General features: G+C 67.1%; 24 protein-coding genes and 2 tRNA genes. 14 read left to right on the forward strand and 12 right to left on the reverse strand.

Going from position 1 to position 24938, the window contains the following annotated elements; all coding sequences use genetic code 11:
• Nucleotides 1-167 precede the first annotated feature (167 nt).
• On the reverse strand, nucleotides 168-896 hold the full coding sequence (gene lipB, locus FHT36_RS00855; protein WP_169120264.1) for a lipoyl(octanoyl) transferase LipB: 729 nt from the start codon (nucleotides 894-896) through the stop codon (nucleotides 168-170).
• A gap of 201 nt (nucleotides 897-1097) precedes the next feature.
• Here lipB and FHT36_RS00860 point away from each other — a divergent pair.
• A tRNA-Leu gene (locus FHT36_RS00860) sits at nucleotides 1098-1182 on the forward strand.
• Nucleotides 1183-1257: 75 nt separating this feature from the next.
• Here FHT36_RS00860 and FHT36_RS00865 read toward each other — a convergent pair.
• From FHT36_RS00865 to aroC, 3 genes are all read right to left on the reverse strand, one after another.
• On the reverse strand, nucleotides 1258-1914 hold the full coding sequence (locus FHT36_RS00865; protein WP_169120266.1) for a LysE family transporter: 657 nt from the start codon (nucleotides 1912-1914) through the stop codon (nucleotides 1258-1260).
• 99 nt (nucleotides 1915-2013) lie between these two features.
• The gene (locus FHT36_RS00870) at nucleotides 2014-2754 is read right to left on the reverse strand and encodes a polysaccharide deacetylase family protein (RefSeq protein ID WP_169120268.1); all 741 of its coding nucleotides are present in this window, start codon (nucleotides 2752-2754) and stop codon (nucleotides 2014-2016) included.
• Nucleotides 2755-2801: 47 nt separating this feature from the next.
• Nucleotides 2802-3917, reverse strand: coding sequence for a chorismate synthase (gene aroC, locus FHT36_RS00875; protein ID WP_169120277.1), 1116 nt, complete (start codon nucleotides 3915-3917; stop codon nucleotides 2802-2804).
• A 153-nt stretch (nucleotides 3918-4070) separates the two neighbouring features.
• Here aroC and FHT36_RS00880 point away from each other — a divergent pair, with 153 nt between their 5' ends.
• On the forward strand, nucleotides 4071-5399 hold the full coding sequence (locus tag FHT36_RS00880) for a hemolysin family protein (protein ID WP_169120279.1): 1329 nt from the start codon (nucleotides 4071-4073) through the stop codon (nucleotides 5397-5399).
• 36 nt (nucleotides 5400-5435) lie between these two features.
• Here the strand turns inward: FHT36_RS00880 and FHT36_RS00885 are convergent, their stop codons facing one another.
• The 4 genes from FHT36_RS00885 to fabI form a co-directional block, all read right to left on the reverse strand.
• The gene (locus tag FHT36_RS00885) at nucleotides 5436-6188 is read right to left on the reverse strand and encodes a hypothetical protein (protein WP_169120281.1); all 753 of its coding nucleotides are present in this window, start codon (nucleotides 6186-6188) and stop codon (nucleotides 5436-5438) included.
• 140 nt (nucleotides 6189-6328) lie between these two features.
• Nucleotides 6329-6916 carry a histidine phosphatase family protein gene (locus tag FHT36_RS00890; protein ID WP_169120283.1) on the reverse strand — a complete coding sequence of 196 codons (588 nt, stop codon included), beginning with the start codon at nucleotides 6914-6916 and terminating at the stop codon, nucleotides 6329-6331.
• A 35-nt stretch (nucleotides 6917-6951) separates the two neighbouring features.
• Nucleotides 6952-7464 (reverse strand): hypothetical protein, encoded by a 513-nt coding sequence (locus FHT36_RS00895; protein ID WP_169120285.1) that lies wholly within the window; start codon nucleotides 7462-7464, stop codon nucleotides 6952-6954.
• 31 nt (nucleotides 7465-7495) lie between these two features.
• Entirely contained in the window at nucleotides 7496-8323 is an 828-nt protein-coding gene (gene fabI, locus FHT36_RS00900) for an enoyl-ACP reductase FabI (RefSeq protein WP_169120287.1), read from the reverse strand.
• Nucleotides 8324-8489: 166 nt separating this feature from the next.
• Here fabI and FHT36_RS00905 point away from each other — a divergent pair.
• Together FHT36_RS00905 and FHT36_RS00910 are read left to right on the forward strand one after the other, a co-directional pair.
• Nucleotides 8490-8566, forward strand: a tRNA-Pro gene (locus FHT36_RS00905).
• A gap of 210 nt (nucleotides 8567-8776) precedes the next feature.
• A complete protein-coding gene (locus FHT36_RS00910) occupies nucleotides 8777-9427 on the forward strand; it encodes a DUF1796 family putative cysteine peptidase (RefSeq protein WP_169120289.1) in 651 nt (216 codons plus the stop codon).
• Nucleotides 9428-9440: 13 nt separating this feature from the next.
• Here FHT36_RS00910 and FHT36_RS00915 read toward each other — a convergent pair whose 3' ends face one another.
• Both FHT36_RS00915 and FHT36_RS00920 read right to left on the reverse strand, forming a co-directional pair.
• Nucleotides 9441-10613, reverse strand: coding sequence for an MFS transporter (locus FHT36_RS00915; protein WP_348644359.1), 1173 nt, complete (start codon nucleotides 10611-10613; stop codon nucleotides 9441-9443).
• Nucleotides 10610-11989, reverse strand: coding sequence for an HdeD family acid-resistance protein (locus FHT36_RS00920; RefSeq protein WP_210257522.1), 1380 nt, complete (start codon nucleotides 11987-11989; stop codon nucleotides 10610-10612). The genes FHT36_RS00915 and FHT36_RS00920 overlap by 4 nt, the downstream gene beginning before the upstream one ends.
• 155 nt (nucleotides 11990-12144) lie before the next feature.
• On the opposite strand from FHT36_RS00920, the gene FHT36_RS00925 reads away from it, so the two are divergent.
• Nucleotides 12145-12405 (forward strand): hypothetical protein, encoded by a 261-nt coding sequence (locus FHT36_RS00925; RefSeq protein ID WP_169120291.1) that lies wholly within the window; start codon nucleotides 12145-12147, stop codon nucleotides 12403-12405.
• A 4-nt stretch (nucleotides 12406-12409) separates the two neighbouring features.
• On the opposite strand, the gene mgtE is transcribed toward FHT36_RS00925, so the two are convergent.
• Both mgtE and FHT36_RS00935 read right to left on the reverse strand, forming a co-directional pair.
• Complete coding sequence (gene mgtE / locus FHT36_RS00930; protein ID WP_169120293.1) at nucleotides 12410-13750, reverse strand: magnesium transporter; 1341 nt, start codon at nucleotides 13748-13750, stop codon at nucleotides 12410-12412.
• Nucleotides 13751-13940: 190 nt separating this feature from the next.
• Nucleotides 13941-14552, reverse strand: a complete 612-nt coding sequence (locus FHT36_RS00935; protein ID WP_169120295.1) for a carbonic anhydrase — start codon at nucleotides 14550-14552, stop codon at nucleotides 13941-13943.
• A gap of 694 nt (nucleotides 14553-15246) precedes the next feature.
• Here FHT36_RS00935 and urtA point away from each other — a divergent pair.
• The 9 genes from urtA (at nucleotide 15247) to FHT36_RS00980 (ending at nucleotide 24903) form a co-directional block, all read left to right on the forward strand.
• Nucleotides 15247-16482 (forward strand): urea ABC transporter substrate-binding protein, encoded by a 1236-nt coding sequence (gene urtA / locus FHT36_RS00940; protein ID WP_407077055.1) that lies wholly within the window; start codon nucleotides 15247-15249, stop codon nucleotides 16480-16482.
• Between the two features lie 201 nt (nucleotides 16483-16683).
• On the forward strand, nucleotides 16684-18342 hold the full coding sequence (urtB, locus tag FHT36_RS00945; protein ID WP_169120299.1) for an urea ABC transporter permease subunit UrtB: 1659 nt from the start codon (nucleotides 16684-16686) through the stop codon (nucleotides 18340-18342).
• Entirely contained in the window at nucleotides 18339-19472 is a 1134-nt protein-coding gene (gene urtC, locus FHT36_RS00950; protein WP_169120301.1) for an urea ABC transporter permease subunit UrtC, read from the forward strand. Before urtB ends, urtC begins: the two co-directional genes overlap by 4 nt.
• Nucleotides 19473-19588: 116 nt before the next feature.
• On the forward strand, nucleotides 19589-20335 hold the full coding sequence (gene urtD / locus FHT36_RS00955; RefSeq protein WP_169121444.1) for an urea ABC transporter ATP-binding protein UrtD: 747 nt from the start codon (nucleotides 19589-19591) through the stop codon (nucleotides 20333-20335).
• 4 nt (nucleotides 20336-20339) lie between these two features.
• Entirely contained in the window at nucleotides 20340-21035 is a 696-nt protein-coding gene (gene urtE / locus FHT36_RS00960) for an urea ABC transporter ATP-binding subunit UrtE (RefSeq protein ID WP_168457876.1), read from the forward strand.
• A complete protein-coding gene (locus tag FHT36_RS00965) occupies nucleotides 21001-21858 on the forward strand; it encodes an urease accessory protein UreD (RefSeq protein WP_348644360.1) in 858 nt (285 codons plus the stop codon). The genes urtE and FHT36_RS00965 overlap by 35 nt, the downstream gene beginning before the upstream one ends.
• Before the next feature lie 22 nt (nucleotides 21859-21880).
• Nucleotides 21881-22501, forward strand: coding sequence for an urease subunit gamma (locus FHT36_RS00970; protein WP_169120303.1), 621 nt, complete (start codon nucleotides 21881-21883; stop codon nucleotides 22499-22501).
• A 61-nt stretch (nucleotides 22502-22562) separates the two neighbouring features.
• Nucleotides 22563-24275 carry an urease subunit alpha gene (gene ureC, locus FHT36_RS00975; protein WP_169120305.1) on the forward strand — a complete coding sequence of 571 codons (1713 nt, stop codon included), beginning with the start codon at nucleotides 22563-22565 and terminating at the stop codon, nucleotides 24273-24275.
• Nucleotides 24276-24363: 88 nt separating this feature from the next.
• A complete protein-coding gene (locus tag FHT36_RS00980) occupies nucleotides 24364-24903 on the forward strand; it encodes a Dps family protein (RefSeq protein WP_210257524.1) in 540 nt (179 codons plus the stop codon).
• Nucleotides 24904-24938: the final 35 nt, after the last annotated feature.

Raw genomic sequence — 24938 nt, forward strand, 5'->3', positions numbered from 1 at the left:
TGTCGCCGCGCGACCCTAACTCCCTCTCCCCTTGCGGGAGAGGGTAGGGGTGAGGGGTATTGTGCCCCACGAGCCGGCGTTGCTTGCGCGAAGAGAATCTTACCCCTCACCCCCAGCCCTCTCCCGCAAGGGGAGAGGGGAGTAAGGACCGCTAGCCTGCCCGCCCCTCAGGCGAGCGGATCGCCCGGCACGGTCTTCCCGAACACTTCCTCGAACGCCACCCGCATCACCGCGTCCACTTCCGCCATGCTCACCGGCAGGCCGAGGTCGGCGAGGCTGGTGACGCCGTGCTCGCGCACGCCGCAGGGAACGATGCCGCCGAAGTGGGAAAGGTCCGGCTCCACGTTCAGCGAGATGCCGTGGAAGGTCACCCAGCGGCGCACGCGGATGCCAATGGCGGCGATCTTGTCTTCTCCGCCGCCCTTGCGGCGCACCCACACGCCCACCCGGTCCTCACGCCGCTCGCCGGTGACGTTGAAGGCGGAGAGGGTGCCGATGATCCAGGCTTCCAGCGCGCTCACATAGCGGCGCACGTCGGGCGAGCGGCGCTTGAGGTCGAGCATGGCATAGGCCACGCGCTGGCCGGGCCCGTGATAGGTGAACTGGCCGCCGCGGCCGGTCTCGTAGACCGGGAATCGGGCGTCCACGAGATCTTCCGGTTTGGCGCTGGTGCCGGCGGTATAGAGCGGGGGATGCTCCAGCAGCCAGACGCATTCCGGCGCCGTGCCCTCGGCGATGGCGGCCGCGCGCGCCTCCATGGCGGCGAGGGCCTCCGGATAGGCGACGAGGCCGTCGCTCACCACCCATTCCACCGGCGGCGCGGAGGAATCGAGCGGGCGAAAGGCGGCTTCCAGGCTGCCGCGGGTGATCGCGGCGGGGGTGACGAAGGCTGTCATGAGAACTGCTTTAATCCATCCGCGCGCCCGGTCCAGCCCTGCCGTTGCAGGGTTCGCGGAACCGTCATCCACAGGCCGGGCACTGCGGCGCGCCTTACCTTTGCAGGGCACTTGTGGCGACACATTCGATCTGTTAGACGATGGCCCCCGGCCGGAAGCGGTCCTCTCCCGAGGAACCTGAGGTCGGTGCCATCCCTGACTGCGGTCGTGGCGGAATTGGTAGACGCGCTAGCTTGAGGTGCTAGTGGGGAGACCCGTGGAGGTTCGAGTCCTCTCGTCCGCACCAGGTTGATCTGGCTTTTGAAAAAGGCCCTTGCCGGACTTCGGCGAGGGCCTTTTTCGTTTTCGGTCCTGTCATCGGTCAGAGCCGGGAGACCACCCGCAGCAGCACGAGGCCGCTCGCGACGATAAGGAGCGCGCCGATACACGTGTCGGCAGCGGATCGCATCTTCAGATAAAGCCGGCGGGCGGGCGGGGCGGAAAAGAGGACGGCGAGCAGGCCGAACCATCCCGCCGCCACCGAAAACACCAGCACCGGACTGGCAAACATCGCTCCCCGGCCGGCCGCGGCGGCGAGCAGCCCGCCCGACGCCAGGAAGAACGACAAAGATACGGGGTTGGTGACCGCGGTGAGGAAGCCGAGGCGAAACGCCTCGCGTCCGGTCCGGTGGACGGTGGCCTGGGGTGTCGGGCCCGAACGGCCGCGCAGCGTCCACACCTCCAGCAGGCAGCTGATTCCGGCGCGCAGCAGAAGGACGGCGTAGAGCAGGCAGAATACCAGCTGCAACCGTCCGAGATCGCCCGAAGGGTCAATCCCGCTCAACAGGCCGAGACAGATGACGACGGTGGTGACGTTGACCGTTGCACCGGCGGAGACACCGAGCGCGGCGGCGAGTCCGATGGGCCGGCCGGCGAGGCTGGCACGGCTGACCACCAGGAAGTTCGCACCCGGGACCAGAACCATGGCCGCGTAGGTGCCTGCGAAGACCAGCAGGGCAGAGGGAATTTCGTCGGACATGCCGTCGTCTCCGCAGTTCGTGCGGAGGCATATGCACACCCCGGTGCCACAAGCGCTTCCCTCAAACGCTGGATGCCGCTGGGATAGGCGGACCGCGCCTTAGCCGTGTGCCTTCGGCACCATGTGGACGATGGTGTAGCCGTTCTGCTTCAAGGCCTTGAGGAAGGCGGGAATCATCGCTGCCGTATAAGGCTTGGTGTCGTGGAACAGTACGATGCCGCCGCCCGCCGCATCGAGCCGCTTCATCACCAGATCCAGCTCGGCCTCCGGCGTCATCACGTTCCAGTCGCTGGCCCACAGGTCCGCGCCGAACACGGCGATGCCCTTGCCGTCCAGATATTCCAGAAGCTGCGGCGTCGAGGCGAATCCCGGGAATCGGAAGAAGGGCACGCGGGGCGCCGTCCCGGCCGCGCCATAGGCCGCCGTGTCGTCGGCGGCCATGCCGCGTTCGATCTCCTTCACCGCCGCGTCGAAGGGGATCTTCGCCAGCGTCGCGGCGGGATGGGTCATGGTGTGGTGTGCGACGGTGTGGCCCTCCGCCAGCTCCCGCCGCACCAGCTGGGGCCGGGCGCGGGCATTTTCGCCGATGAGGAAGAAGGTGGCGCGCACGCATTCCGCCTTCAGCGCATCGAGCACGGCGGCGGTGGTGGTCGGCCACGGGCCGTCGTCGAAGGTGAGCACCACTTCCTTCGGCGCCAGCGGCAGGGTGTCGGGGAAGGACTTCTTGCCGACGCGCAGGCCCTTGGGATCGACCTCCAGCACCCGCGCCGTTCCCAGCGCTTCCGGCCCGCAGGCGAGGGCAGGGCCGGGCGCACACAGGAGAAGGGCGGCGGCCGCCATAAAAAGGCGCCTTGCGCGGGCTGGCTGCTTCATTCCCGCCTCCCGCGTCAGCCTTGCGTGAACGGCCAGGCCGGGGTCTGGCCCACTTGCCCGCGATGGCGGATCAGGTGATCGGCCAGCACGCACCACACCATGGCCTCGCCCACCGGAACGGCGCGAATGCCGACGCACGGGTCGTGGCGGCCCTTGGTGAAGATATCCGTCTCCTGGCCGGTCCGGTCCACGGTCTGGCGCGGCGTCAGGATGGAGGAGGTGGGCTTCACCGCGAATCGCGCGACGATGGGCGCGCCGGTGGAGATGCCGCCAAGGATGCCGCCCGCATGGTTGGCGAGGAAGTGCGGCCGCCCCTCATTGCCGAGGCGCATCTCGTCCGCATTCTGCTCGCCGGTGAGGCGCGCGGCGTTGAAGCCCTCGCCGATCTCCACGCCCTTCGTGGCGTTGATGCCCATGAGTGCGGCGGCGAGGTCGCCGTCGAGCTTGGCATACAGCGGCGCGCCGAGGCCCGGGGGAACGCCTTCGGCCACCAGTTCCACCACCGCGCCCACCGAGGACCCGGCCTTGCGGATGCCGTCGAGATAGTCCTCGAACAGCGGCACGGTGCCGGGGTCCGGGCAGAAGAAGGGGTTGTTGCCCACTTCGTCCCAGTCCCAGCGGGTGCGGTCGATCTCGATCTCGCCGATGCGCACCACGGCACCGCGCACGGTGACGCCGGGCAGCACCTTCGCCGCGATGGCGCCGGCGGCGACCCGCGTCGCCGTCTCTCGCGCCGAGGAGCGGCCGCCGCCGCGATGGTCGCGGATGCCGTACTTGATGTCGTAGGTAAAATCCGCGTGGCCGGGGCGGTAGGCGCCGGCAATGTCGGCATAGTCCTTGGACCGCTGGTCCACATTCTCGATCAGCAGCGCGATGGGCGTGCCGGTGGTGACGAGGCCGCCTTCGGGATGGGGCAGGGTGCCGGACAGCACCTTCACCTCGTCCGGCTCCCGGCGCTGGGTGGTGAAGCGCGACTGGCCCGGCCGCCGCCGGTCTAGCGCCGCCTGCACCTCCTCGATGGTGAAGCGCACATTGGGCGGGCAGCCATCCACCACGCAGCCAATGGCGACCCCGTGGCTTTCGCCGAAGGTGGTCACGCGGAACATGTGGCCGAAGGTGTTGAACGACATGGCGCCTTTGTCCTCGAACTGCTCCGGGCTCAATAAACGAGGATGGTCGGCAAGGGAACGTCCAGCCGCCCACCGCTCATTTGTGGCTCTGGCGTCACACAGGAGGGGCATCCTGTGCTATGACGTGCGCCGACGGAGCACCACACCCCCGCCATGCCTCTACTCGAAATCCTGATCGTCCTTGTCCTCGTTCTCATCAACGCCGTTCTCGCAGCAGCGGAATTGTCGATCGTCTCGTCTCGCCCCGCCAGGCTGAAGACGCTGGCCGATCGCGGGAACAAAGGGGCAAAGGCGGCCATCCGGCTGGCGGAAGACCCCGGCCGCTTCCTCTCCACCGTCCAGATCGGCATCACCCTCATCGGCATTCTGGCCGGTGCCTTCTCCGGCGCCAGCCTCGGCGATCTGCTGGGTGAGACGCTGCGGGAGGCCGGGCTGCCCACCGGTGTCGCCCACCCGCTGGGCTACACGATGGTGGTGGTGGCCATCACCTATGTGTCGCTGGTCATCGGCGAGCTCATCCCCAAGCGGCTCGCTCTGCAGAATGCCGAGCCGCTGGCCTGCATGGTCGCGCCCCTCATGATCGGGCTCTCCAAGGTCTCGGCGCCCATGGTGTGGCTGCTCGATGCCTCGACCCGCGCGGTGCTGACCCTGCTCGGCCGGGGCGGGAGCCGCGCCAGCTCGGTCACCGACGAAGAAATCCGCGCCATCATCACCGAAGCCGAGACGGCAGGTGTCATCGATCCCGCCGAGCGGCGCATGATCTCGGGCGTGATGCGCCTTGCCGACCGGCCGGTGACGGCCATCATGACGCCGCGGCCGGACGTGGAGTGGGTGGACATCTCCAAGGATGCCGAGGAGGTGCGCCACGTTCTCCTCACCACGCCCCATTCGCGCCTGCCGGCCTGCGACGGCTCTCCCGAGGAGACCATCGGCGTCATCCAGGCCAAGCGCGTGCTCGACGCCTATCTCAAGGGCGAGCGTCCCGATCCGCGCCAATATGTGCAGACGGTGCCCTTCATCGTGGAAAATGTGGGGGCACTGGAGGCCATGCGCGTGCTGCGCGGGGCCGAGGTGCCCATGGCCATCGTCGTGGACGAATACGGCGACATGGCCGGCGTGGTGACGGGCTACGATTTGCTCCTCGCCATCACCGGATCGGTGGAAGCCGGCCATCAGCCGGGTGATGCGCATGTCGAGCGCAACGTGGTCGAGCGCCACGACGGCAGCTATCTGGTGGCTGGCGATACGCCCGTGGACGAACTGCGCGACCTGCTGGACGTGGCCCTGCCGACCGACGAGGGCTTCCACACGGTGGCGGGCTTTGCCCTCTCGCACCTCAAGGAACTGCCCGAGGAGGGCGAGGTTTTCACGGCGCTGGGCTGGCGGTTTGAAATCGTCGACATGGACGGCCGCCGCATCGACAAGCTGCTGGTGTCGCGGCCCCACGTGCTGCACCGGCAGGAGGTGGCGGGGCAGGGCTGAGGCCCGGCCCCTCTTTCCTTCGCAGGCTTGGGGACCTCAGTCCCGGCGGGCGAGGGAACGCAGGAAGCCCTCATATTCCTCGGTCAGCTCCATATCCACGCCGAAGGCATTCTTCAGCAGGATGTTGGCGATGAAGGGCTGGTCGTTGCGCTTCTCTTCAAGAGTCTCGCGCAACACCGGGACCGTGTCCTCGATGTGCTTGAGAAAGGCGATGCCCTTCTCCAGCGTCTCGGTCCATTTGGCGCGGTGCCACAGGGCCAGCGGGTACATGATCTCGTGGACGAAGTTGGACTTGCGGGCCTTCTCGAAGAAGCGCAGGCCCGCGCTCCAGTTCTCCTTGGAGCGCAGCGGCGGGGGCGGGATGTCGCCGAGCAGCATCTTCTTGCCGGCCTGTCCCACGAAATCCTCGAGCGTGATGGGCGTTTCGATATTGGTGCGAAAGTGCCAGAGGGCGAAGTTGCCCGGATACTCCTTGCCCCAGGCCTCGATGAAGGCGGCCTCCACCTTGTCCACCGCCGCCTTGTCGCCTTTCAGCGCGGCCGTCATGCAGAAGGCGAACATGGCGTCGTTGGCGACATTGTGCACCCCGCCATTGGCGAGGTCGGCCGGGCTGAGGGTGGGGGTCACGCCATCCGCGGGAACCGTCACATCGCCGGCGCGCAGGGCGGTGATGAACTTGGTGATTTCCAGCCAGCCCATGTAGTGGGCGATGAAGGCGTCCGGATCCACATGGACGATGGCGAGGTTGAGCGGCATCTTCCGCTTCTGCAGTTCGGCCATGTCGGTCATGAAAAGTCCCCCCGGGGCTCGGGTGAAAGGCGTCAACAAACGACCCGGCCCGTCGCTTTCACGACACGGGTGCCGGGCCTACCGGTTTGACGCAGCAAGAAAAATGCCAAGGGGAAGAGGGTGGAGGGCGGGGCGGAAGCTCAGTCCGCGACCTCGAACCCGCCGCGCGCGACCACATAGACCGCGCCCTGACGCACCGGCAGGATAGAGGCCTCGCCCTCGGGCATGCCGGCCTTCACGTGCAGCAGCGCGCGGATGACGCCGCCGTGGGTGACGATCACCGCATCGTCCTCGATCTCGGCGCAGGCCGCGCCGACGCGCTCGCACAGGGTGCGGTAGCTCTCGCCGCCGGGGGGCGCGAAGTTCCAGGGGTCGAGATCGCGCCGGCGCACGGCTTCATAGTCGCGGCGGCGCAGTTCGGGCCAGGTCTGTCCCTCCCACAGGCCGAAGGAGATTTCGGCGAAGCGGATGTCGGTCTTGAAGTCAGCAACCGGCAGATCGAGGCCGGTGCGCAGGATGCGCATGGTCTCCACCGCCCGCGACAGGGGGCTGGAGACATAGGACAGCGCGCGGGTGTCCCCCGCCAGTTGGGCCAGCACGCGCCCCACCTGTCCCGCCTGGATGCGGCCGAGCGTGTTCAGCGGCACGTCGCGGCGCCCCTGGAGCCGGCCCACCACATTCCAGTCGGTCTCGCCATGGCGGACGAGGAAGAAGCGTCGCGTCGTCATCTCTCTCCGGCCCGCCCCGTCGGGCGCGGCGTCACTCACCGCGGCGGAAGCGTGATTACGTGGTCATACCAGGCGCCGCGCGGCGGGTAGGTCACGCGCAGCGTGATGGTCGAGCCCGGCGCGGCCTTGCCCTTGTAGCTTACGATGAGCCCCTTGGCCGGCTGGCCGATGCACTTGGTGGTGTGCCCGCCATCGATACCGGTGGCGACGAAGCGGCCGAACTGGATGCCGACCTTGCCGCCGGGCGGGGCGGAGAGGACCTGGATGGCCGGAATCTGCGTCTGCTGGCAGTTGTAGTCGGAGGTGCCGGCGGCGAAGAGCGCGCTGCGGCTGCCGCCGCCCCCGATCATGAAGCTGACGCCATATTCGGACGGCGTCACATAATCCGGGAACACCGCGCCGCCGGGGCCGAACACGCGGTCGCGGAGCGGATACTGATCGAAGGTCGGCGGGCTCTGCGCCAGCGCCGCGCCGGCAGTCACGAGCATTCCCGCGGAGACGGCAACGGCGAGGGCGAAACGGGCGGCCCGGGAATCAAGCGCCGTCATGGTGAGTCTCCTCTGTGGGCGGGCGCCGGGCTCAATCGCGGACGAGGGCGAGGTCCGGCGCGTCGGGATGCTTCATGCCCACAATATGGTACCCGGCATCCACATGATGCACCTCGCCGGTCACACCACGCGACAAATCGGAGACGAGGTAGACGCCCGTGTCGCCCACCTCGTCGGTGGTGACGGTCCGGCGCAGCGGCGAGTTCAGCTCGTTCCACTTCAGGATGTAGCGGAAATCGCCGATGCCGGAGGCGGCCAGCGTCTTGATGGGGCCGGCGGAGATGGCGTTCACGCGGATCGCCTTCGGGCCGAGGTCGGCGGCCAGATAGCGCACGCTCGCCTCAAGCGCCGCCTTGGCAACGCCCATGACGTTGTAGTGGGGCATCCACTTTTCCGCGCCGTAATAGGTCAGCGTGATGAGGGAGCCGCCATTGGTCATCAGCTTCTCGGCCCGCTGCGCGACAGCGGTGAACGAGTAGCAGGAAATGAACATGGTCTTGGTGAAATTGTCCGCCGTGGTTTCCACGTAGCGGCCGTCCAGCTCGTCCTTGTTGGAGAAGGCGATGCAGTGGACGACGAAATCCAGCGTGCCGAACAGGCGCTCGGTCTCGGCGAAGACGGCGTCCAGCGTCTCCGGCTCGGTCACGTCGCAATGGCCGACGAGGTGGCCGCCCAGTTCAGCCGCCAGCGGCTCGACCCGCTTCTTCAGCGCCTCGCCCTGATAGGTGAGGGCGAGCTCGGCGCCGTGGGCCCGGGCCGACTTGGCGATTCCATAGGCGATGGATCGATTGTTGGCGACACCGAGAATCAGCCCGCGCTTGCCCTTCAGAAGACCGCTCGCGAAACCGTCCGTCGCCATAGACCCAACTCCACATGCTCAAGCCATTGAAACCCATGATGCCGACCGGTGGACGCACCATGAGCGCGCTTCCTATGGCATGGGGCCATCCACCGTTCAAGCGAAGCTGGCGCACAGACCCCCTTGCATCCCCCCGGAGCGGATGCTAGATGCGGCGCCTCTGGATCGGAGTGTAGCGCAGTCTGGTAGCGCACCACGTTCGGGACGTGGGGGTCGCAGGTTCAAATCCTGCCACTCCGACCAGCTGTTAATCCGGCCTCGCCGGAAACCCCGTCCCCCCCTCATCTCGATGATTTTCGCCGCCCTCGGGCGCGCCGAAGCGCGTGCCTCGCCCCGCGGATTATTTTCCGCTGCGTCAGGTTGTGCGGCGCATCCTTTACCATCTCATGGTAAATGGGTGCCATGTTGTCCCGCCTTCTCCGCCGCAATCCCACGCTCGTTCCGGACCGAATCGTGAGTCTTGGTTCGGTGTGCGAGGTGGCCTATCAGGTGCGCCGCCTCTCCCGGTCCGAGCGGGCCTATCCCTTCGACTGGTGGGTGACGCCGCTCGACAGCGTTCTCAAGGTGTTGGAAGCCGGTGCGCCCTCGGTGTTCGAGGCGGCGCAGCTCATGAAGGTTCCCGATTATGGAGGGGACCGCGCGCTCTATTCGCGCCTGTCCGGCACCGTTCACCGCCATGAGTTTCCGGCGGGCGAGGACTATCTCGCCCTCGACGAGGCGGAGTTAGCGCGGCGTCTGATTCCCAAATACGAGGCCCTGCAGGCCAGGCTGGTGGACGACTGCGCCGAAGGCACGACCCTCTTCGTGCGGAAGTGCCTGCCAGAGCACGATCCAAGGGACGACAGGCTGGAGGAGACCATCGACCACCTCCATGCCGCGCTCGCCACGTTTGCCGCAGACCCGCGACTGCTGCTTCTGGACTATGCGCCGGTTCGGCCACGCCCGTGGCTGATGACGGCCTCCGTGCCCCGCTTGCGCGACCACAATGATCTCGGCTCCGAGCGCGGATGGAATCGAACCTTCCGGGCGCTGGGGATTGCCTGTCGATCGGGCAAAAAGTTCCGATTCGACGATCTGATCGAGACGTTCGAAGCGCGCCAGTGATTCGCGCGCCTCTTCACGCGCTCCCACGCAGCCGCCAGGCTGCGAGGGCGAAGAGGGAGCAGGCGAGGGTCGCGAACAGGGCGAGGCCGTGCGGGTGGACCTGCATGGCAAATCCCGCGCCCAGAGGGCCGACGAGCGCCCCGAGCCCCCAGAACAGGCCGGAGACCGCATAAATGCCCACGAGGTCGCCGCCCTTGAAGCGGCTGCCCACCAGCGTGATCATGATGGTGTAGATGCCGACGAAGGCGCCGCCCCAGATGAACAGCAGGGCATAGGTCGCGACCGCATTGCCCAGTGCCAGCGGCCAGATCGCCGCGCCGACCGCCGAGATGACCGCGAGCAGGATCACCAGCCTGCGGCGGTCCATGGTGTCGCCGAGCCAGCCGATGGGCAGTTGCAGCAGGATGGCGCCGACCATCATTACCGACATCAGCCGCGTCGCGTGCTCCTCCGCCCAGCCGAGCCCTACCGCGTAGAGCGCGAGGAAGGAGAGGCCTGCGGTCTCGATGGCGGCATTCAGCATGGTCGCCGAGAGGGCCAGCGGCGCGAGTCGGACGAAGCGGACGGGATTGCTGATGGTCGGCTCGTCGAAGTGCGGGGCGATCACCCGGGGTGACGCCACGAACAAGGCCGCGACCAGTGCGACGCCCGCCCCCAGCAGATAGGGCAGGGCGCCCTCCGTGCCGACCAGCGAGAGAATCAGCGGGCCGAGGGCAAGGCCGACAGACATGGCCGCGGTATAGGCCGCCATGGAGCGGGCGCGGGTGTTCTCGGTGGAAAGCGCGTTGATCCACGTCTCCGAGGTGACGAACAGGGCCTCGGCCGCCATGCCAAGGAAGAGGCGCAGCACGAACCACAGCCAGATGGCCGGCATGATCGGGAAGGCGGCGAGCGCCACGGCCGAGATCGCAATGGACAGGAGAATCAGCCGGCGGGGGCCGAGCAGGGCGACCATCCGTGGCAGGATCAGCGCCGTCACCAGCACACCGACGGCATGCATGGCGGCATTGGCGCCGATCACGGTTTCACCGAGCCCGCGTGCGGCCAGATCGAAGGCGATGAGCGGCGCGGTCAGGGAATAGGTGAGGCCGAAGACCATGGCCGTCGCGATCACCGCGCCGCGGGCCACGAGGGTCGATGCCTCGGGGAGGGTGGCGGTCGCCGGCTCGATGCTGTCGTGGCTCACGGATGCACGGGCTCCGCCGGCTTGGAGGCGTCCTTGGTGCTTTGGCGAGCGGGAGGGGCGGCACCGGTGCGCCCGCCAGTGACGCGACGCAGGAAGTCCTTCAACCGGTCGGCGAAGGGCGGCGGCGCAGGCTCGACGATGCGCTTCATGGTGAGGGCGTAGTCGAGCACCAGGCCGGGCGTCCAGCTCATGGCCTCCGCCCGCGAGCGGATGTAGGCGGCGGCCCAGACGTCGGGATTGAACATGAGGGTCGCCACCCGCACCCAGGGCATCCGTGTCGCGAGGCTGCCCTCCAGCGCCGAATCGAGCGCCGCGGCCACCACCACCGAACAATTGCGGTCGGTGAGGTTGTAGGTGTCCACCTGCCGGTAGCCGGCCCAGAAGGCCATGAGGCGCCGCGCATCGAAGCGGGTGAACTCCACCTTCTGGTCGGCCTCGCACCAATTGGCGCACTCGTAGGCGTAGGACGGCTGGAAGCGGCCCTTCACGTCATTCTCGGAGGTGGCGCGCAGAAGGCGGGCAAACTCCGCCGGCGGGTGTTCGATCTCTTCCGCCGGATAGTGGCTGATGTAGAGATCCGGCTTGAGCTCGAGGGAGGCGTGACCGGTCGATATGGCACCGCTGCGATCGACCGCCGCGATGTAGCGATCGATCACCGGATGGTGGTTCCTCACGTCTGCCGACCCTGTGGGCGTCCAGACGTGGACGATCATCGGCCCCTCCCAGGGCGGCAGCGGCGCGGTGTCGTCCGCGATCACCGGCGCGTTGTCGTACCAGTCCCGGCCGCCATAGATCGGTAGGCTCAGGATCGCGACCTCGGCGAGCAGCGCGCGCAGCATCAGGCTCGCCCGGAGCATGATCCAGCCGGACATCAGCAGCAGCACGGCCACCGCCAGCGGCACCTTGAGCTCGTGCGCCAGCGGCCACCGGCTGCCGATGAACAGGGCCAGGAACAACTCGACCACCCCCACCGCCACGGTGGCGCGCCAGAGGCGGAAGCGCACGACCGCCGCCGTGACGATGCGGGCCGTGCCGTCCACGAGAAAGGCGGCGCCGAAGAGAAGGGACAGCGCCATCCCGTTCCGCGAGGGGTAATCGAGAATGAAGGTACCCAGGAAGATGAGGGCGGCCGCACGGCCGAGCGCCAGAACCCGGCTGCGCGCGCCTGAGAAGGCGAAGGCGGTGAGGAGGCCCAGCAAGCCCTCGAACACGAAGACGCCGCCGAACACCTGAGTCGCCACCGACATGGTGCCGTCCATGGCGTCGATCAGGATCAGGGAGGCGACGAGGAAGAGCGCGGCCGCGAGCAAGGTGAGCACCCACCAGCGGTCGCGCAATGCACGGGCTCCGACAAGGAGGAAGGCAAGCTTAACCATGGCGGGGCGGGGATCACTCAGCGGAAACTGCCGCAGGATGACGGTAAAGGGATCAAGAACGCAAGTCGTGCGCGCCGGCCGTGCGCGGGCTTTCGGAACTTCGCGATGGGTCTCGTGTTCGGCTTAAGGACGCAAAACCAACGAGAGGTATTTCAATGACAAACGCCGACATGGATCGACTGAAGACCGATGCATCGGGCAACACCGGTCTCAGCGCCGTCCTCGCCGAGGCGGTGGAGGGGTTTTCCTCCACCGAGGATGCGGTGCGCTTCCTCGCCTCCCGTGGGTTCGAGGTGACGGCATCGGACCTTGCCGCCGCCGCCAGCGACACCGAGGCGCCGGCGGAAGCGGAGGAATCCGAGGATGCCGAGGAAGACGGCTACGGCGCGCTAATGCGCTTCGTCCGGCAGTCCTGAGCCCTCACAGGATGGTTCCGTGAAGGAACAGCCAAGCCACCGAGAAGTAGATCACGATGCCGGTCACATCGACCAGCGTCGCGATGAAGGGCGCTGAAGCGGAGGCGGGGTCGAAGCCGAGTCGCTTCAGCAGAAACGGCATCAGCGATCCCGCCAGCGAGCCGAAGGTGACGATGCCGATCAGCGCGGCGCCGATGGTGACGGCCAGAAGCTTCCAGTACTCGCCGTAGTCGAACAGCCCGACCTGCTGCCAGACGATGATGCGGATGATGCCGATCACGCCGAGGATGGTGCCGAGCGTGATTCCCGTGGGCAGTTCGCGCAGGGCGACACGCCACCAGTCGCGCAGCCGCACCTGATGCAGCGCCAGGGCGCGGATGATGAGGGAGGTTGCCTGCGAGCCCGAATTGCCACCCGAGCTCATCACCAGCGGGATGAACAGGGCCAGCACGATCGCCTTCTCCAGTTCGTCGGAGAAGAACTGCATCGCGCTCGCCGTGAACATCTCGGAGATGAACAGGATGCACAGCCAGCCCGCGCGCTTGCGGATCATCTCCTTGAAGGAGATTTCCAGATAGGGCTCGTCGATGGCCTCCATGCCGCCCATGCGCTGGACGTCTTCGGTCTGCTCCTCGATCATGGCGTCGATGACGTCGTCGACGGTGACGATGCCGAGGACGTGGCCGGTCGTGTCCACCACGGGCACGGCGAGGAAATCGTACTTGGAGATGGTCCGCGCCACCTCCTCCTGCGGCAGGTTCGGCGGGACGGTGATCGGCGTGTAGGGGTTCGCCACCGACAGGATCGAATCGCCGGGATTGCCCGAGATCAGCCGGCGCAGCGACACCGTGTTCACCAGCCGCCTTGTGCCCGGGGAGAGCACGTAGATGGCGTAGACGGTCTCTCGGCTGCGCTCCACCTCGCGGATGTGGTCGAGGGTCTGCTGCACGGTCCAGTTGGAGGGCACCGAGACGAACTCGGTGGTCATCAGCGCGCCGGCCGTGCCCTCGGGATAGGTGAGCAGGTGGTCGATCGCCGCCTGCGCCTCGGGGCTGAGCGCATCCCGAAGCCGCCCCTTGGCCGGTTCCTCGATCCAGCGCAGCACGTCGGCGGCGCGGTCGGCGGACATGCCTTCGAGGATGCCGACCGCCCGCTCCTGCGGCAGCGCCTCGATCACCTCGCAGGCATCGTGAAACTGCGGCTGGTCCAGCACCTCGACCGCCCATTTCAGCGGCATATGCGCAACCACGCCGGTCGCTTCCTCGGCGGTCTTGCCATTCAGGAATTCGACGATGTCAGCGACGTGCTCGTGCCCGAGCCGCGATGCGATAGCCGCGTCGGTCATATGGGTGTGTCCCGGTTCGAGGGGATGTTCAAGCAAGAACGGCCCTGTCCAATGCAAGGTGCCGGTCGAGCCGACCCATATCGGATAATCACCATTTAATACAAGGGGATGAAACGCGGCCGGAACAACCGGCCGCGCTGCCCTTTCGGCACGCCTTTAGGTCAACTCACCACCCGTGCGCCGGACCGGTTCAGGCGGGCTTGAAGGTGCCGTCGTCTGCCAGCATCTCCAGGCGGCCGGTGGCCACGCCGAAATAGGCGCCGTGCAGCTTGAGGTCGCCGTCCGCAACCCGCTCGGCGACCCAGGGGAAGCCCGCGAGGTTGGCGAGGGAGAGCTTGACGCAGCACTGCTCGCAGAAGCGCTGGCGCTCGTCGGCCGGCAGGTTGGCATCCTCCGCCATCAGACGTGCGGGCTCGGCGATCTTCATCCAGCCGGCGACGAAGTCCTCCGCGCCGGGAGGTGCGCCGTCGAGCAGCGCATGGATGCCGCCGCACTGGGCGTGGCCGAGCACCACGACCTGCTTCACCTTCAGCACCCGCACCGCGAACTCGATGGCCGCCGAAGTACCGTGATAGTTGGCGTCGGGCATGAACGGCGGGACAAGATTGGCGACGTTGCGCACCACGAACATCTCGCCCGGGCCGGCATCGAAGATCATCTGCGGATCGACGCGGCTGTCCGAGCAGGCGATCACAAGCGTTTCCGGCTTCTGGCCGCGCGCCGCCAGACGCTCAAACAGCAGCTTGCGCTCGGGCCATGCCGTTTCGCGAAACCGTTGGTAGCCGGAGATCAGTTCGTCCACGCGATCGCTCCCTTCAGTTACGCCGCCACGGAAGTCTGAGCTTCGCGGACAAGTCAAGAGCAGGCCGCGCGGAACCGGACTTCGCCTTGCCACGTTCTCATCGCGAAAGCTTGAAAACGTGTGGAGCCAAGGACATGCGCGGAATTCTGCTTTGGATCATGGGCGTTCCGATCTCGGTTATCGTCCTCCTTTACCTCTTCAACTTCCTCTGAGGCCGGAGCCGTGCGCGGCGATCGTTGCGCACGGCCTCTCGTTACGCTGCGCGAGGGGAGCGAGGCGGCGTGCTGCGCCGGGGCTGATGATTAATCGCTGCGCAGTCGCCTTCCGAAGAGAGTCTTGTTTCAGCAGGGCGCAGTCGCGTTTGAGGCTGTATAAAATTACCCTTCTCGGCCGCTGCATGCATTGACCGGCGCCGATGATGCAACTTTAGCCATTTGCAATTCGCCGCCCTGCCCAATCAATAGGCATTCGCCCCTGCCGCCCTTCCATAGCTTCAAGCGGGACTGGAGCGAGGTATTGCGTGGCGCCCGACTGTGCGGTGCACCCGGCCTTGGCACGCGCCTTGCTCACTCTCCATCGGTCGGCCCCGCTTGGGCCGTCGGAATAGGGGAGAGAGCGCATGCTCGGTTTGCTGGGACGGACGACCAGGAGGGGATTCGGGGCGCTCGCCGCTGCCGCCGTCGTCGCGGGCACGATGGGAGTGGGCGCGGCGCGGGCCGAGGACACCATCAAGGTCGGCATCCTGCATTCACTGTCGGGCACCATGGCCATCAGCGAGACCACGCTGAAGGACGTGATGCTCATGCTCATCGAAGAGCAGAACAAGAAGGGCGGCCTGCTCGGCAAGAAGCTTGAGGCCGTGGTGGTGGACCCGGCCTCCAACTGGCCGCTTTTCGCCGAGAAGGCCCGTGAACTGATCACCAAGGACAAGGTCGCGGCCGTGTTCGGCTGCTGGACCTCGGTGTCCCGCAAGTCCGTGCTCCCGGTGTTCAAGGAGCTGAACAACATCCTCTTCTACCCCGTGCAGTACGAGGGTGAGGAGAGCGAGCGCAACGTGTTCTACACCGGCGCCGCGCCGAACCAGCAGGCCATCCCGGCGGTGGACTACCTCGCCAACGAGGAGAAGGTGGAGCGCTGGGTGCTCGCGGGCACCGACTATGTCTATCCCCGCACCACCAACAAGATCCTCGAAGCCTATCTGAAGTCCCGCGGCGTGAAGGCCGAGGACATCATGATCAACTACACGCCGTTCGGCCATTCCGACTGGCAGACGATCGTGTCCGACATCAAGAAGTTCGGCTCCGCGGGCAAGAAGACCGCCGTGGTCTCCACGATCAATGGTGACGCCAACGTGCCCTTCTACAAGGAGCTGGCCAACCAGGGCATCAAGGCGACGGACATCCCGGTCGTGGCCTTCTCGGTGGGCGAGGAAGAGCTCGCCGGCATCGATACCAAGCCGCTCCTCGGCCACCTCGCGGCCTGGAACTACTTCATGTCCATCGACACGCCCGAGAACACGGCGTTCATCGACAAGTGGCACGCCTTCACGAAGAACCCGAAGCGCGTCACCAACGACCCGATGGAAGCCCATTACATCGGCTTCAACATGTGGGTGAAGGCGGTGGAGAAGGCCGGCACGACCGATCCGGACAAGGTGATCGCCACCCTGCCGGGCATCCAGCAGGCCAACCTCACGGGCGGCGTCTCCCAGATGCTGCCGAACCACCACATCACCAAGCCGGTCTTCATCGGTGAGATCAAGGACAACGGCCAGTTCGACGTGGTGTGGAAGACCAAGGACCTGATCCCCGGCGAAGCCTGGTCCAAGTACCTCGAAGGTTCGAAGAACCTCGTCGCCGACTGGGTCAAGTACAATTGCGGCAACTACGACACCACGACCAACAAATGCCTGGGTGCGTCCGCCAAGTAGGCGCCTGCAAACTAAGCGGCTGCTATAGCGCGGGGATCATCGGTCCTCGCGGCCTGCCGAAGGCTCTTCAAGGTTTTATCTCGACCTCTCGTACCGTCCTTCGGGGCGCCCCTCCCTCTCCCCGCAAGGGGAGGGGGAGCCCTGCTGCACTCCCGATAAGGGCCGCCGGCTTGCCCGGCCGCGCCGGAGCGGATGACCTGAATGATGCGGCTGCCCCTTTCCGTACCGCAGGCGAACGTCTCGCCCAGCACGCTGCGGACCCTCTTTCTTTCCTTTCTTGCCGTGCTGATGGCCGGGCTCGTGGCTTCGGTCCCCGCCCGCGCGCAGAGCCAGCCGGACATTTCCGGCATCATCGCCAAGTTCGGCAACGACAGCTATTCCGACACGACCGATGCGGTCGCGGCGCTCGCCACTTCGGGCAGCCCGCAGGCCGCCGCCGTGGTCGAGGCGCTGGCCGCCGGCAACCTGCTTTATGATCCGGCCACCAAGGCCGTCTTCATCCGCACCCCCAGCGGCATGGTCGATCCGGCCACGGGCGCCATCGTCGGCAGCGCGCCGGCCAATCTCTCGCCGGTGCGGGCCAACAACCGCGTCCGCCGCGCGCTCGATGCCGCGGCCGGGGCACTCACGCTACTCAATGCGGATCCGGCGAAGCGGCTTGATGCCGCCGCCGCCGTGTTCAAGTCTCGCGATGCTGCGGCGCTGCCCACGGTCGAGGCGGCCATCGCCAAGGAAACCGTGCCGGCCGTGAAGGCCGCGCTGGCGCAGGCCCGCGCCGCCATCCTCATCGGCAAGGCGGACGCGCCGGAGCCGGATCGCCGCGCCGCCATCCAGCTGATCGCCGCGCGCGGCGATCAGGAGTCCATCAGCCTGCTGCGCAGCCTGCCGGCGAATTCGCCGCCGGCCCTCAAGGCCGCGGCCGAGGCCGGCATCATGAAGGCCGAGGAGAGCCTCAAGTTCTGGGCCGTGGTGCAGAATGTCTGGTACGGCCTCTCGCTCGGCTCCGTTCTGCTGCTGGCGGCCATCGGCCTCGCCATCACCTTCGGCGTCATGGGCGTCATCAACATGGCCCATGGCGAGATGGTGATGCTGGGCGCCTACACCACCTTCGTGGTGCAGGAGCTGATCCGCCAGAAGGCGCCCTATCTGTTCGACTGGTCGCTGACCATCGCCTTGCCGCTGGCCTTCCTGTTCACAGCGCTCGTGGGCATCCTCATCGAACGCACGGTGATCCGCTTCCTCTATGGCCGGCCGCTCGAAACGCTGCTCGCCACGTGGGGTGTTTCGCTGATCCTCCAGCAGGCGGTGCGCAGCGTGTTCGGCCCCACCAACCAGGAGGTCGGCGCGCCCTCCTGGATGTCCGGCGCGTTCCAGATCGGGCAATTGTCCATCACCTACAACCGGCTCTGGATCATCTGCTTCGCGCTGATCGTGTTCTTCACCCTGCTGCTGGTGCTCCGGCGAACGCCGCTCGGCCTTTATGTGCGGGCGGTGACGCAAAACCGGCGCATGGCGGCGGCCATGGGCATCCGCACCGGGCGCATCGATGCGCTGACCTTCGGCCTCGGCTCGGGCATCGCCGGCATCGCCGGCGTGGCGCTCTCGCAGATCGACAATGTGAGCCCCAATCTCGGCCAGGGCTACATCATCGACAGCTTCATGGTGGTGGTGTTCGGCGGCGTGGGGAACCTCTGGGGCACGCTGGTGGGCGCCTTCACGCTGGGCGTGGCCAACAAGCTGCTGGAGCCCTTTGCCGGCGCGGTGCTGGGCAAGATCCTGCTGCTCGTCTTCATCATCCTGTTCATCCAGAAGCGCCCGCGCGGTCTGTTCGCGCTCAAGGGCCGGGCGGTGGAATCATGAACCGCACCCGCATCATCGACCGCACCGGCGGCATCTTCCTCATCGCGGTGCTGGCGGCGGGGGTGCTCATCCCGGCCTCCAACCTGCTGCTGCCCGCCGGCAATCCGCTCCACGTGCCGGATTACATGATCCCGCTGCTCGGCAAGTATCTGTGCTACGCGCTGCTCGCCGTGGCTGTGGATCTGGTGTGGGGCTATTGCGGGGTGCTGTCCCTTGGACACGGCGCCTTCTTCGCCCTCGGCGGCTACGCCATGGGCATGTACCTCATGCGCCAGATCGGCGCGCGCGGTGTCTACGGCAATCCGGTGCTGCCCGATTTCATGGTGTTCCTGAACTACAAGGAGCTGCCCTGGTTCTGGGAGGGCTTCAACATCTTCCCCTTCGCCATGCTCATGGTGGTGCTGGTGCCCGGGGCGCTCGCCTTCGTGTTCGGCTGGTTCGCCTTCCGCTCGCGCGTCACCGGCGTCTATCTCTCCATCATCACCCAGGCGATGACCTTCGCGCTCATGCTCGCCTTCTTCCGGAACGACATGGGCTTCGGCGGCAATAACGGCCTCACGGATTTCAAGGACATCCTCGGCTTCCCCATCTCCGCGCCTTCGACCCGCCTCGTGCTGTTCGTGCTCTCGGCGGCGGCGCTGGCGGCGGGCTATGTGCTGTGCCGGGCGCTCGTCACCTCCAAATACGGCAAGGTGCTGGTGGCGGTGCGCGACGCGGAGAGCCGCACCCGGTTCCTCGGCTACCGGGTGGAGAACTACAAGCTGGTCGCCTGGGTGCTCTCGGCCATGCTGGCGGGTGTCGCCGGGGCGCTCTACGTGCCGCAGGTGGGCATCATCAACCCGTCCGAATTCGCTCCCGCCCAGTCCATCGAGATGGTGATCTGGGTGGCGGTGGGCGGTCGCGGCACGCTGGTCGGCGCGGCGCTGGGCGCGCTCATCGTCAATGCTGGCAAGACCTGGTTCACCGGCGTGCTGCCGGAGGCCTGGCTGTTCGCCCTCGGCGCACTGTTCGTGCTGGTCACGCTGTTCCTGCCCAAGGGCGTGCTCGGCCTCGCGGCCAGCCTCTCCGAGAAGTGGAAGGCCCGCCGGCCGTCCTCGGCACCCACCCCCAGCGCTACCCCGGCGGAGTGAGCCCCATGAGCATGCTTTCTCCCTCTGCCGATCCCTATGCCGTCAAGTCGCATGGCGCGCTCTCGCTGGAAGCCGAGCTCGGCTTCCTGAAGGCGGAGCAGCCCGGCCCGGACCCGATGGCCCTGACCCCGGCGCTGCTCTATCTCGACAACATCACCGTCTCCTTCGACGGCTTCCGGGCGCTGAACGCGCTCTCCCTCGTCATCGGCGAGGCGGAGATGCGGGCCATCATCGGCCCCAACGGCGCGGGCAAGACGACGATGATGGATGTCATCACCGGCAAGACCCGCCCCAACCAGGGCGTGGCCCTGTTCGCCGGCACCAACGACCTCACGAGCATGGACGAGGCCGCCATTGCCCAGCTCGGCATCGGCCGCAAGTTCCAGACGCCGACCGTGTTCGACATGCATTCGGTGGAAGACAACATCCTCCTCGCGGTGAAGGCCGACCGTCGCCCCTTCGCCAACATCGAGTGGAATCCGAGCCGCCACGAGCGCGAGCGGGTGGAGGAGCTTCTGGAGCGCGTACGCCTCAAGGACAGCCGCCATCGCCGGGCCGGCGACCTCTCCCACGGGCAGAAGCAATGGCTGGAGATCGGCATGCTGCTGGCGCAGGAACCGCGCCTGCTACTGGTGGACGAGCCCGCCGCCGGCATGACCGACCAGGAGACAGCGGACACCGCCGTGCTGCTCAGGGAAATCGCCAAGACCCGCTCGGTGGTGGTGGTGGAGCACGACATGCAGTTCGTGCGCGACCTCGACGTGAAGGTCACGGTGCTGCACGAGGGCTCGGTGCTGGCCGAAGGCCCGCTCGATCAGGTGAGTGCCGACGATCGCGTCATCGAAGTGTATCTGGGGAGGTGAGGCCATGCTGAAGGTGGAGAACCTCGACCTCTATTACGGCGCCGCCCACACCCTGAAGAAGGTGTCGGTCTCCGCCGAGGCGGGCAAGGTCACGTGCGTGCTCGGCCGCAACGGCGTGGGCAAGACCTCGCTCCTGCGCGCCATCGTTGGCCAGCGGCCCATCGCCGGCGGGTCCATCACGCTGGACGGCAAGGAGATTTCCAAGCTCTCGACGCCCGACCGCGCGGCGATGGGCATCGGCTTCGTGCCGCAGGGGCGGGAGGTGTTTCCGCTGCTCTCGGTGAAGGAGAATCTGGAGACGGGCTACGCCCGCCTGTCCGGCAAGGAGAAGTATGTGCCGCAGGAGGTGTTCGACCTCTTCCCGGTGCTGAAATCCATGCTCCGGCGCCGTGGCGGCGATCTCTCCGGCGGGCAGCAGCAGCAGCTTGCCATCGGCCGCGCCCTCGTCACGCGCCCGCGCCTTTTGGTGCTGGACGAGCCGACGGAGGGTATCCAGCCCTCCATCATCAAGGATATCGGCCGCGCGATTTCCTACCTGCGCGACAAGGGCGACATGGCCATCGTGCTGGTGGAGCAGTATTTCGAGTTCGCCCGCGATCTCGCCGACAGCTTCATCCTGATGGACCGGGGTGAGGTGGTGGCAAGCGGTGACAGGAGTGGGCTGGATGGCGACGATGTTCGCCGCCTCATGGCGATCTGACGAAACGTCGGCCCCCCTCCCGCCCCAGCGCCAGCGTAGCGAAGGCCGCGTGCGCATTGCCGCTGCGCAGTTCGGCGCGGTGACCCGCGTCGCCGACCTCGCGGAAGGCGGCGCCATGCGCGTGCGGATGCCGCGCGGCGGCCCGGGGCTGGAAGCCGTCATCGTCAATACCGCCGGCGGGGTCTGCTGCGGCGACCGCTTCACGATCGAGGCGACGGCCGGTCCGGGCGCGCACCTCACGGTCGCGACGCCGGCCGCCGAGAAGGTCTATCGCTCCGATGGGCCCTTGGCGGAGATCTCCGTGTCGCTCGCGGCGCAGGAGGGCGCGCGGCTGGAATGGTTGCCACAGGAAACCATTCTGTTCGACCGCGCCCGGCTGAAGCGCCGCTACGAGGTGGACATCGCGCCCGATGCCACCTTTCTCTCGTTCGAGGGCCTCATGCTCGGCCGCCTCGCGCATGGCGACGCGATGGGGGAGGGGCATCTTGAGGACCACTGGCGCATCCGGCGCGGCGGCGCGCTGGTCTATGCCGATGCCTTCCGGCTCGAAGGCCCCATCGGCGCGCTGCTGGAGCGTCCGGCGGTCGCGGCCGGTGCCCGTGCGCTGGCGACGCTCCTCTACATCGCTCCCGATGCCGAAGCGCGGCTGGAGGAGGCGCGCGCCCTCATGGAGAGCGTGCCCTGCGAGGCCGGGGCCAGCGCCTGGAACGGCATTCTCGCCGTGCGCTGGCTCGCCCCGGACATAGGGACGTTGCGCCGCGCCGCAACCTCGTTTCTGATGGCTTTCCGAAAGGCCCCGCTACCGCGCGTGTGGGCCACCTGATGCTCGTTCGAGGAGAGATGCCGTGCTGCTGACGCCGCGCGAGAAGGACAAGCTCCTGGTCGCCATGGCCGCCGAGGTGGCGCGCAAGCGCCTCGCCCGCGGTGTGAAGCTGAATCACCCTGAGGCGGTCGCGCTCATCACCGACTTCGTGGTGGAGGGCGCCCGCGATGGGCGCACCGTTGCCGAGCTGATGGAGGCCGGCGCCAAGGTGCTCACCTCGGATCAGGTGATGGAGGGCATCGCCGAGATGATCCACGACATCCAGGTGGAGGCGACCTTTCCGGACGGAACCAAGCTCGTCACCGTCCACCACCCCATCCGCGGCACGCCCTCCGAGACGGTGCCCGGCGAATTGCTGCCGCAGGAAGGTGACATCCATTTCAACGAGGGGGCCGAGCGGGTTCACCTCACCGTCGCCAATACGGGCGACCGGCCGATCCAGGTGGGCAGCCACTACCACTTCTTCGAGACCAACCCGGCGCTCGACTTCGACCGGGACAAGGCGCGCGGCATGCGTCTCGACATCGCTCCCGGCACGGCCGTGCGCTTCGAGCCGGGCGCGACGCGGGACGTGACGCTGGTGCCGTTCGGCGGCAAGCGCGAGGTCTACGGCTTCCGCGCGGCGGTGGCGGGGAAGCTGTAAGCGTAGCGTCCCGCCCCATTTTTTGTTTCAGCTTGAACGTTTCTGCCGGAAGGCTCGCCTCATGTCCTCGTCCCGCATGCCCCGCGCCGCCTATGCCCACATGTTCGGCCCCACCACGGGCGACCGGGTGCGGCTCGCCGACACCTCGCTGGTGATCGAGATCGAGAAGGATTTCACCGTCTATGGCGAAGAGGTGAAGTTCGGCGGCGGCAAGGTGATCCGCGACGGCATGGGCCAGTCGCAGGTGACCAATGCCGACGGGGCGATGGATACCGTCATCACCAATGCCGTCATCCTCGACCACTGGGGGGTGGTGAAGGCCGACGTGGGCCTGAAGAACGGGCGCATCGCCCGGATCGGCAAGGCCGGCAACCCGGACGTGCAGGCGGGCGTGGACATCATCATCGGTCCCGGCACGGAGATCATCGCCGGGGAGGGGAAGATCCTCACCGCAGGCGGGTTCGACAGCCACATCCATTTCATCTGCCCGCAGCAGATCGAGGAGGCGCTGGCCTCCGGCGTCACCACCATGCTGGGCGGCGGCACGGGGCCGGCAACCGGCACCTTCGCCACCACCTGCACGCCCGGCCCGTGGCACATCGCCCGGATGATCGAGGCGGCGGATGCCTTCCCCATGAACCTCGCCTTCGCCGGCAAGGGCAACGCCTCCCTGCCCGGAGCGCTGGAGGAGATGGTGCTGGCCGGCGCTTGCGCCCTCAAGCTGCACGAGGACTGGGGCACGACGCCCTCCGCCATCGATTGCTGCCTGTCGGTCGCGGATGCGCTCGACGTTCAGGTGATGATCCACACCGACACGCTGAACGAGTCGGGCTTCGTGGAAGACACCATCGCCGCCTTCAAGGGCCGCACCATCCATGCCTTCCACACGGAAGGCGCGGGCGGGGGACACGCGCCGGATATCATCAAGGTGGCGGGCCTGCCGAACGTGCTGCCCTCCTCCACCAACCCGACGCGGCCGTTCACCCGCAACACCATCGACGAGCATCTCGACATGCTGATGGTGTGCCACCACCTCGATCCCGACATCGCCGAGGATCTCGCCTTCGCGGAAAGCCGCATCCGCAAGGAGACGATCGCCGCCGAGGACATCCTCCACGACATCGGCGCGCTCTCCATGATGAGCTCGGATTCGCAGGCCATGGGCCGGGTGGGAGAGGTCATCATCCGCACCTGGCAGACGGCGGACAAGATGAAGCGCCAGCGCGGGTCGCTGCCGGGCGAGACCGACAGCGACAACATCCGCGCCCGCCGCTACATCGCGAAATACACGATCAACCCGGCCATCGCCCACGGCATGTCCCGGCACATCGGATCTGTGGAAGCGGGCAAGCTGGCCGATCTCGTGCTGTGGACGCCGGCCTTCTTCGGCGTGAAGCCGGATCTGGTCATCAAGGGCGGCGCCATCGCCATGGCGCAGATGGGCGATCCCAACGCCTCCATCCCGACGCCCCAGCCGGTGCACTACCGCCCCATGTTTGGCGCCTTCGGCCGGGCGCGCACGCACACTTCGCTCACCTTCGTCTCGAAGGTGGCCATTGAGGACGGGCTCGCCGGCCGGCTCGGCATCGCCAAGGAGCTGGTGGCGGTGGAGAACACCCGATCCGGCATCTCCAAGAAGAGCATGATCAACAACGACGCCACGCCCCACATCGAGGTCGATCCCGAGACCTATGACGTGCGCGCGGACGGCGAACTGCTGGTGTGCGAGCCGGCGGACGTTCTGCCCATGGCGCAGCGTTACTTCCTGTTCTGAACGAATATCGGCGCGCACGGCGGAACCTTCGCCGTGGCTCCTCGTTGCAGCGGGTGTTGCAACCCGCTTCGTTTGAGGAGCCACACCCATGGCCGTCGTTCGTTCATTGTCCAAGAAGCCGGCGAAGACCCCCGCCCTCGCCACGCCCACCGATCTCGACAGCGCCAAGGCACAGAAGGTGGCGGACGCCATCAATCGCGTGCTGGCCGACAGCTTCGTGCTGTACCTCAAGACCAAGAACTTCCACTGGCACGTCAGCGGCAAGCATTTCCGCGACTACCACCTGCTGCTGGACGAGCAGGCTGATACCATCCAGGCCACCATCGACCCGCTCGCCGAGCGCGTGCGCAAGATCGGTTGCCGGACGGTGCATTCCTTCGGCGAGATCCTGAAGCTCACCGGGCTCAAGGAGAATGACGAGCCCTACGTTTCGCCCGAGGCCATGTTCGCGGAGCTGATCGCCGACAACAAGGCGGCCATCAAGACCATGCGCGAGGCCCATGAGATCTGCGACGAGGCGGAGGACATTGCCACCGCCAGCCTGCTGGAAGAATATGTGGACGAGGCCGAGAAGCGCCTGTGGTTCCTGTTCGAGACCAACCAGAATCGGCAGGACAGCGCCACCTGAGCGCAGCCGGAACCCGCGAAGGCGGTGGGGCAGGG

The sequence above is a fragment of the Xanthobacter sp. SG618 genome (assembly GCF_012932745.1).
Taxonomy (GTDB): domain Bacteria; phylum Pseudomonadota; class Alphaproteobacteria; order Rhizobiales; family Xanthobacteraceae; genus Xanthobacter; species Xanthobacter flavus.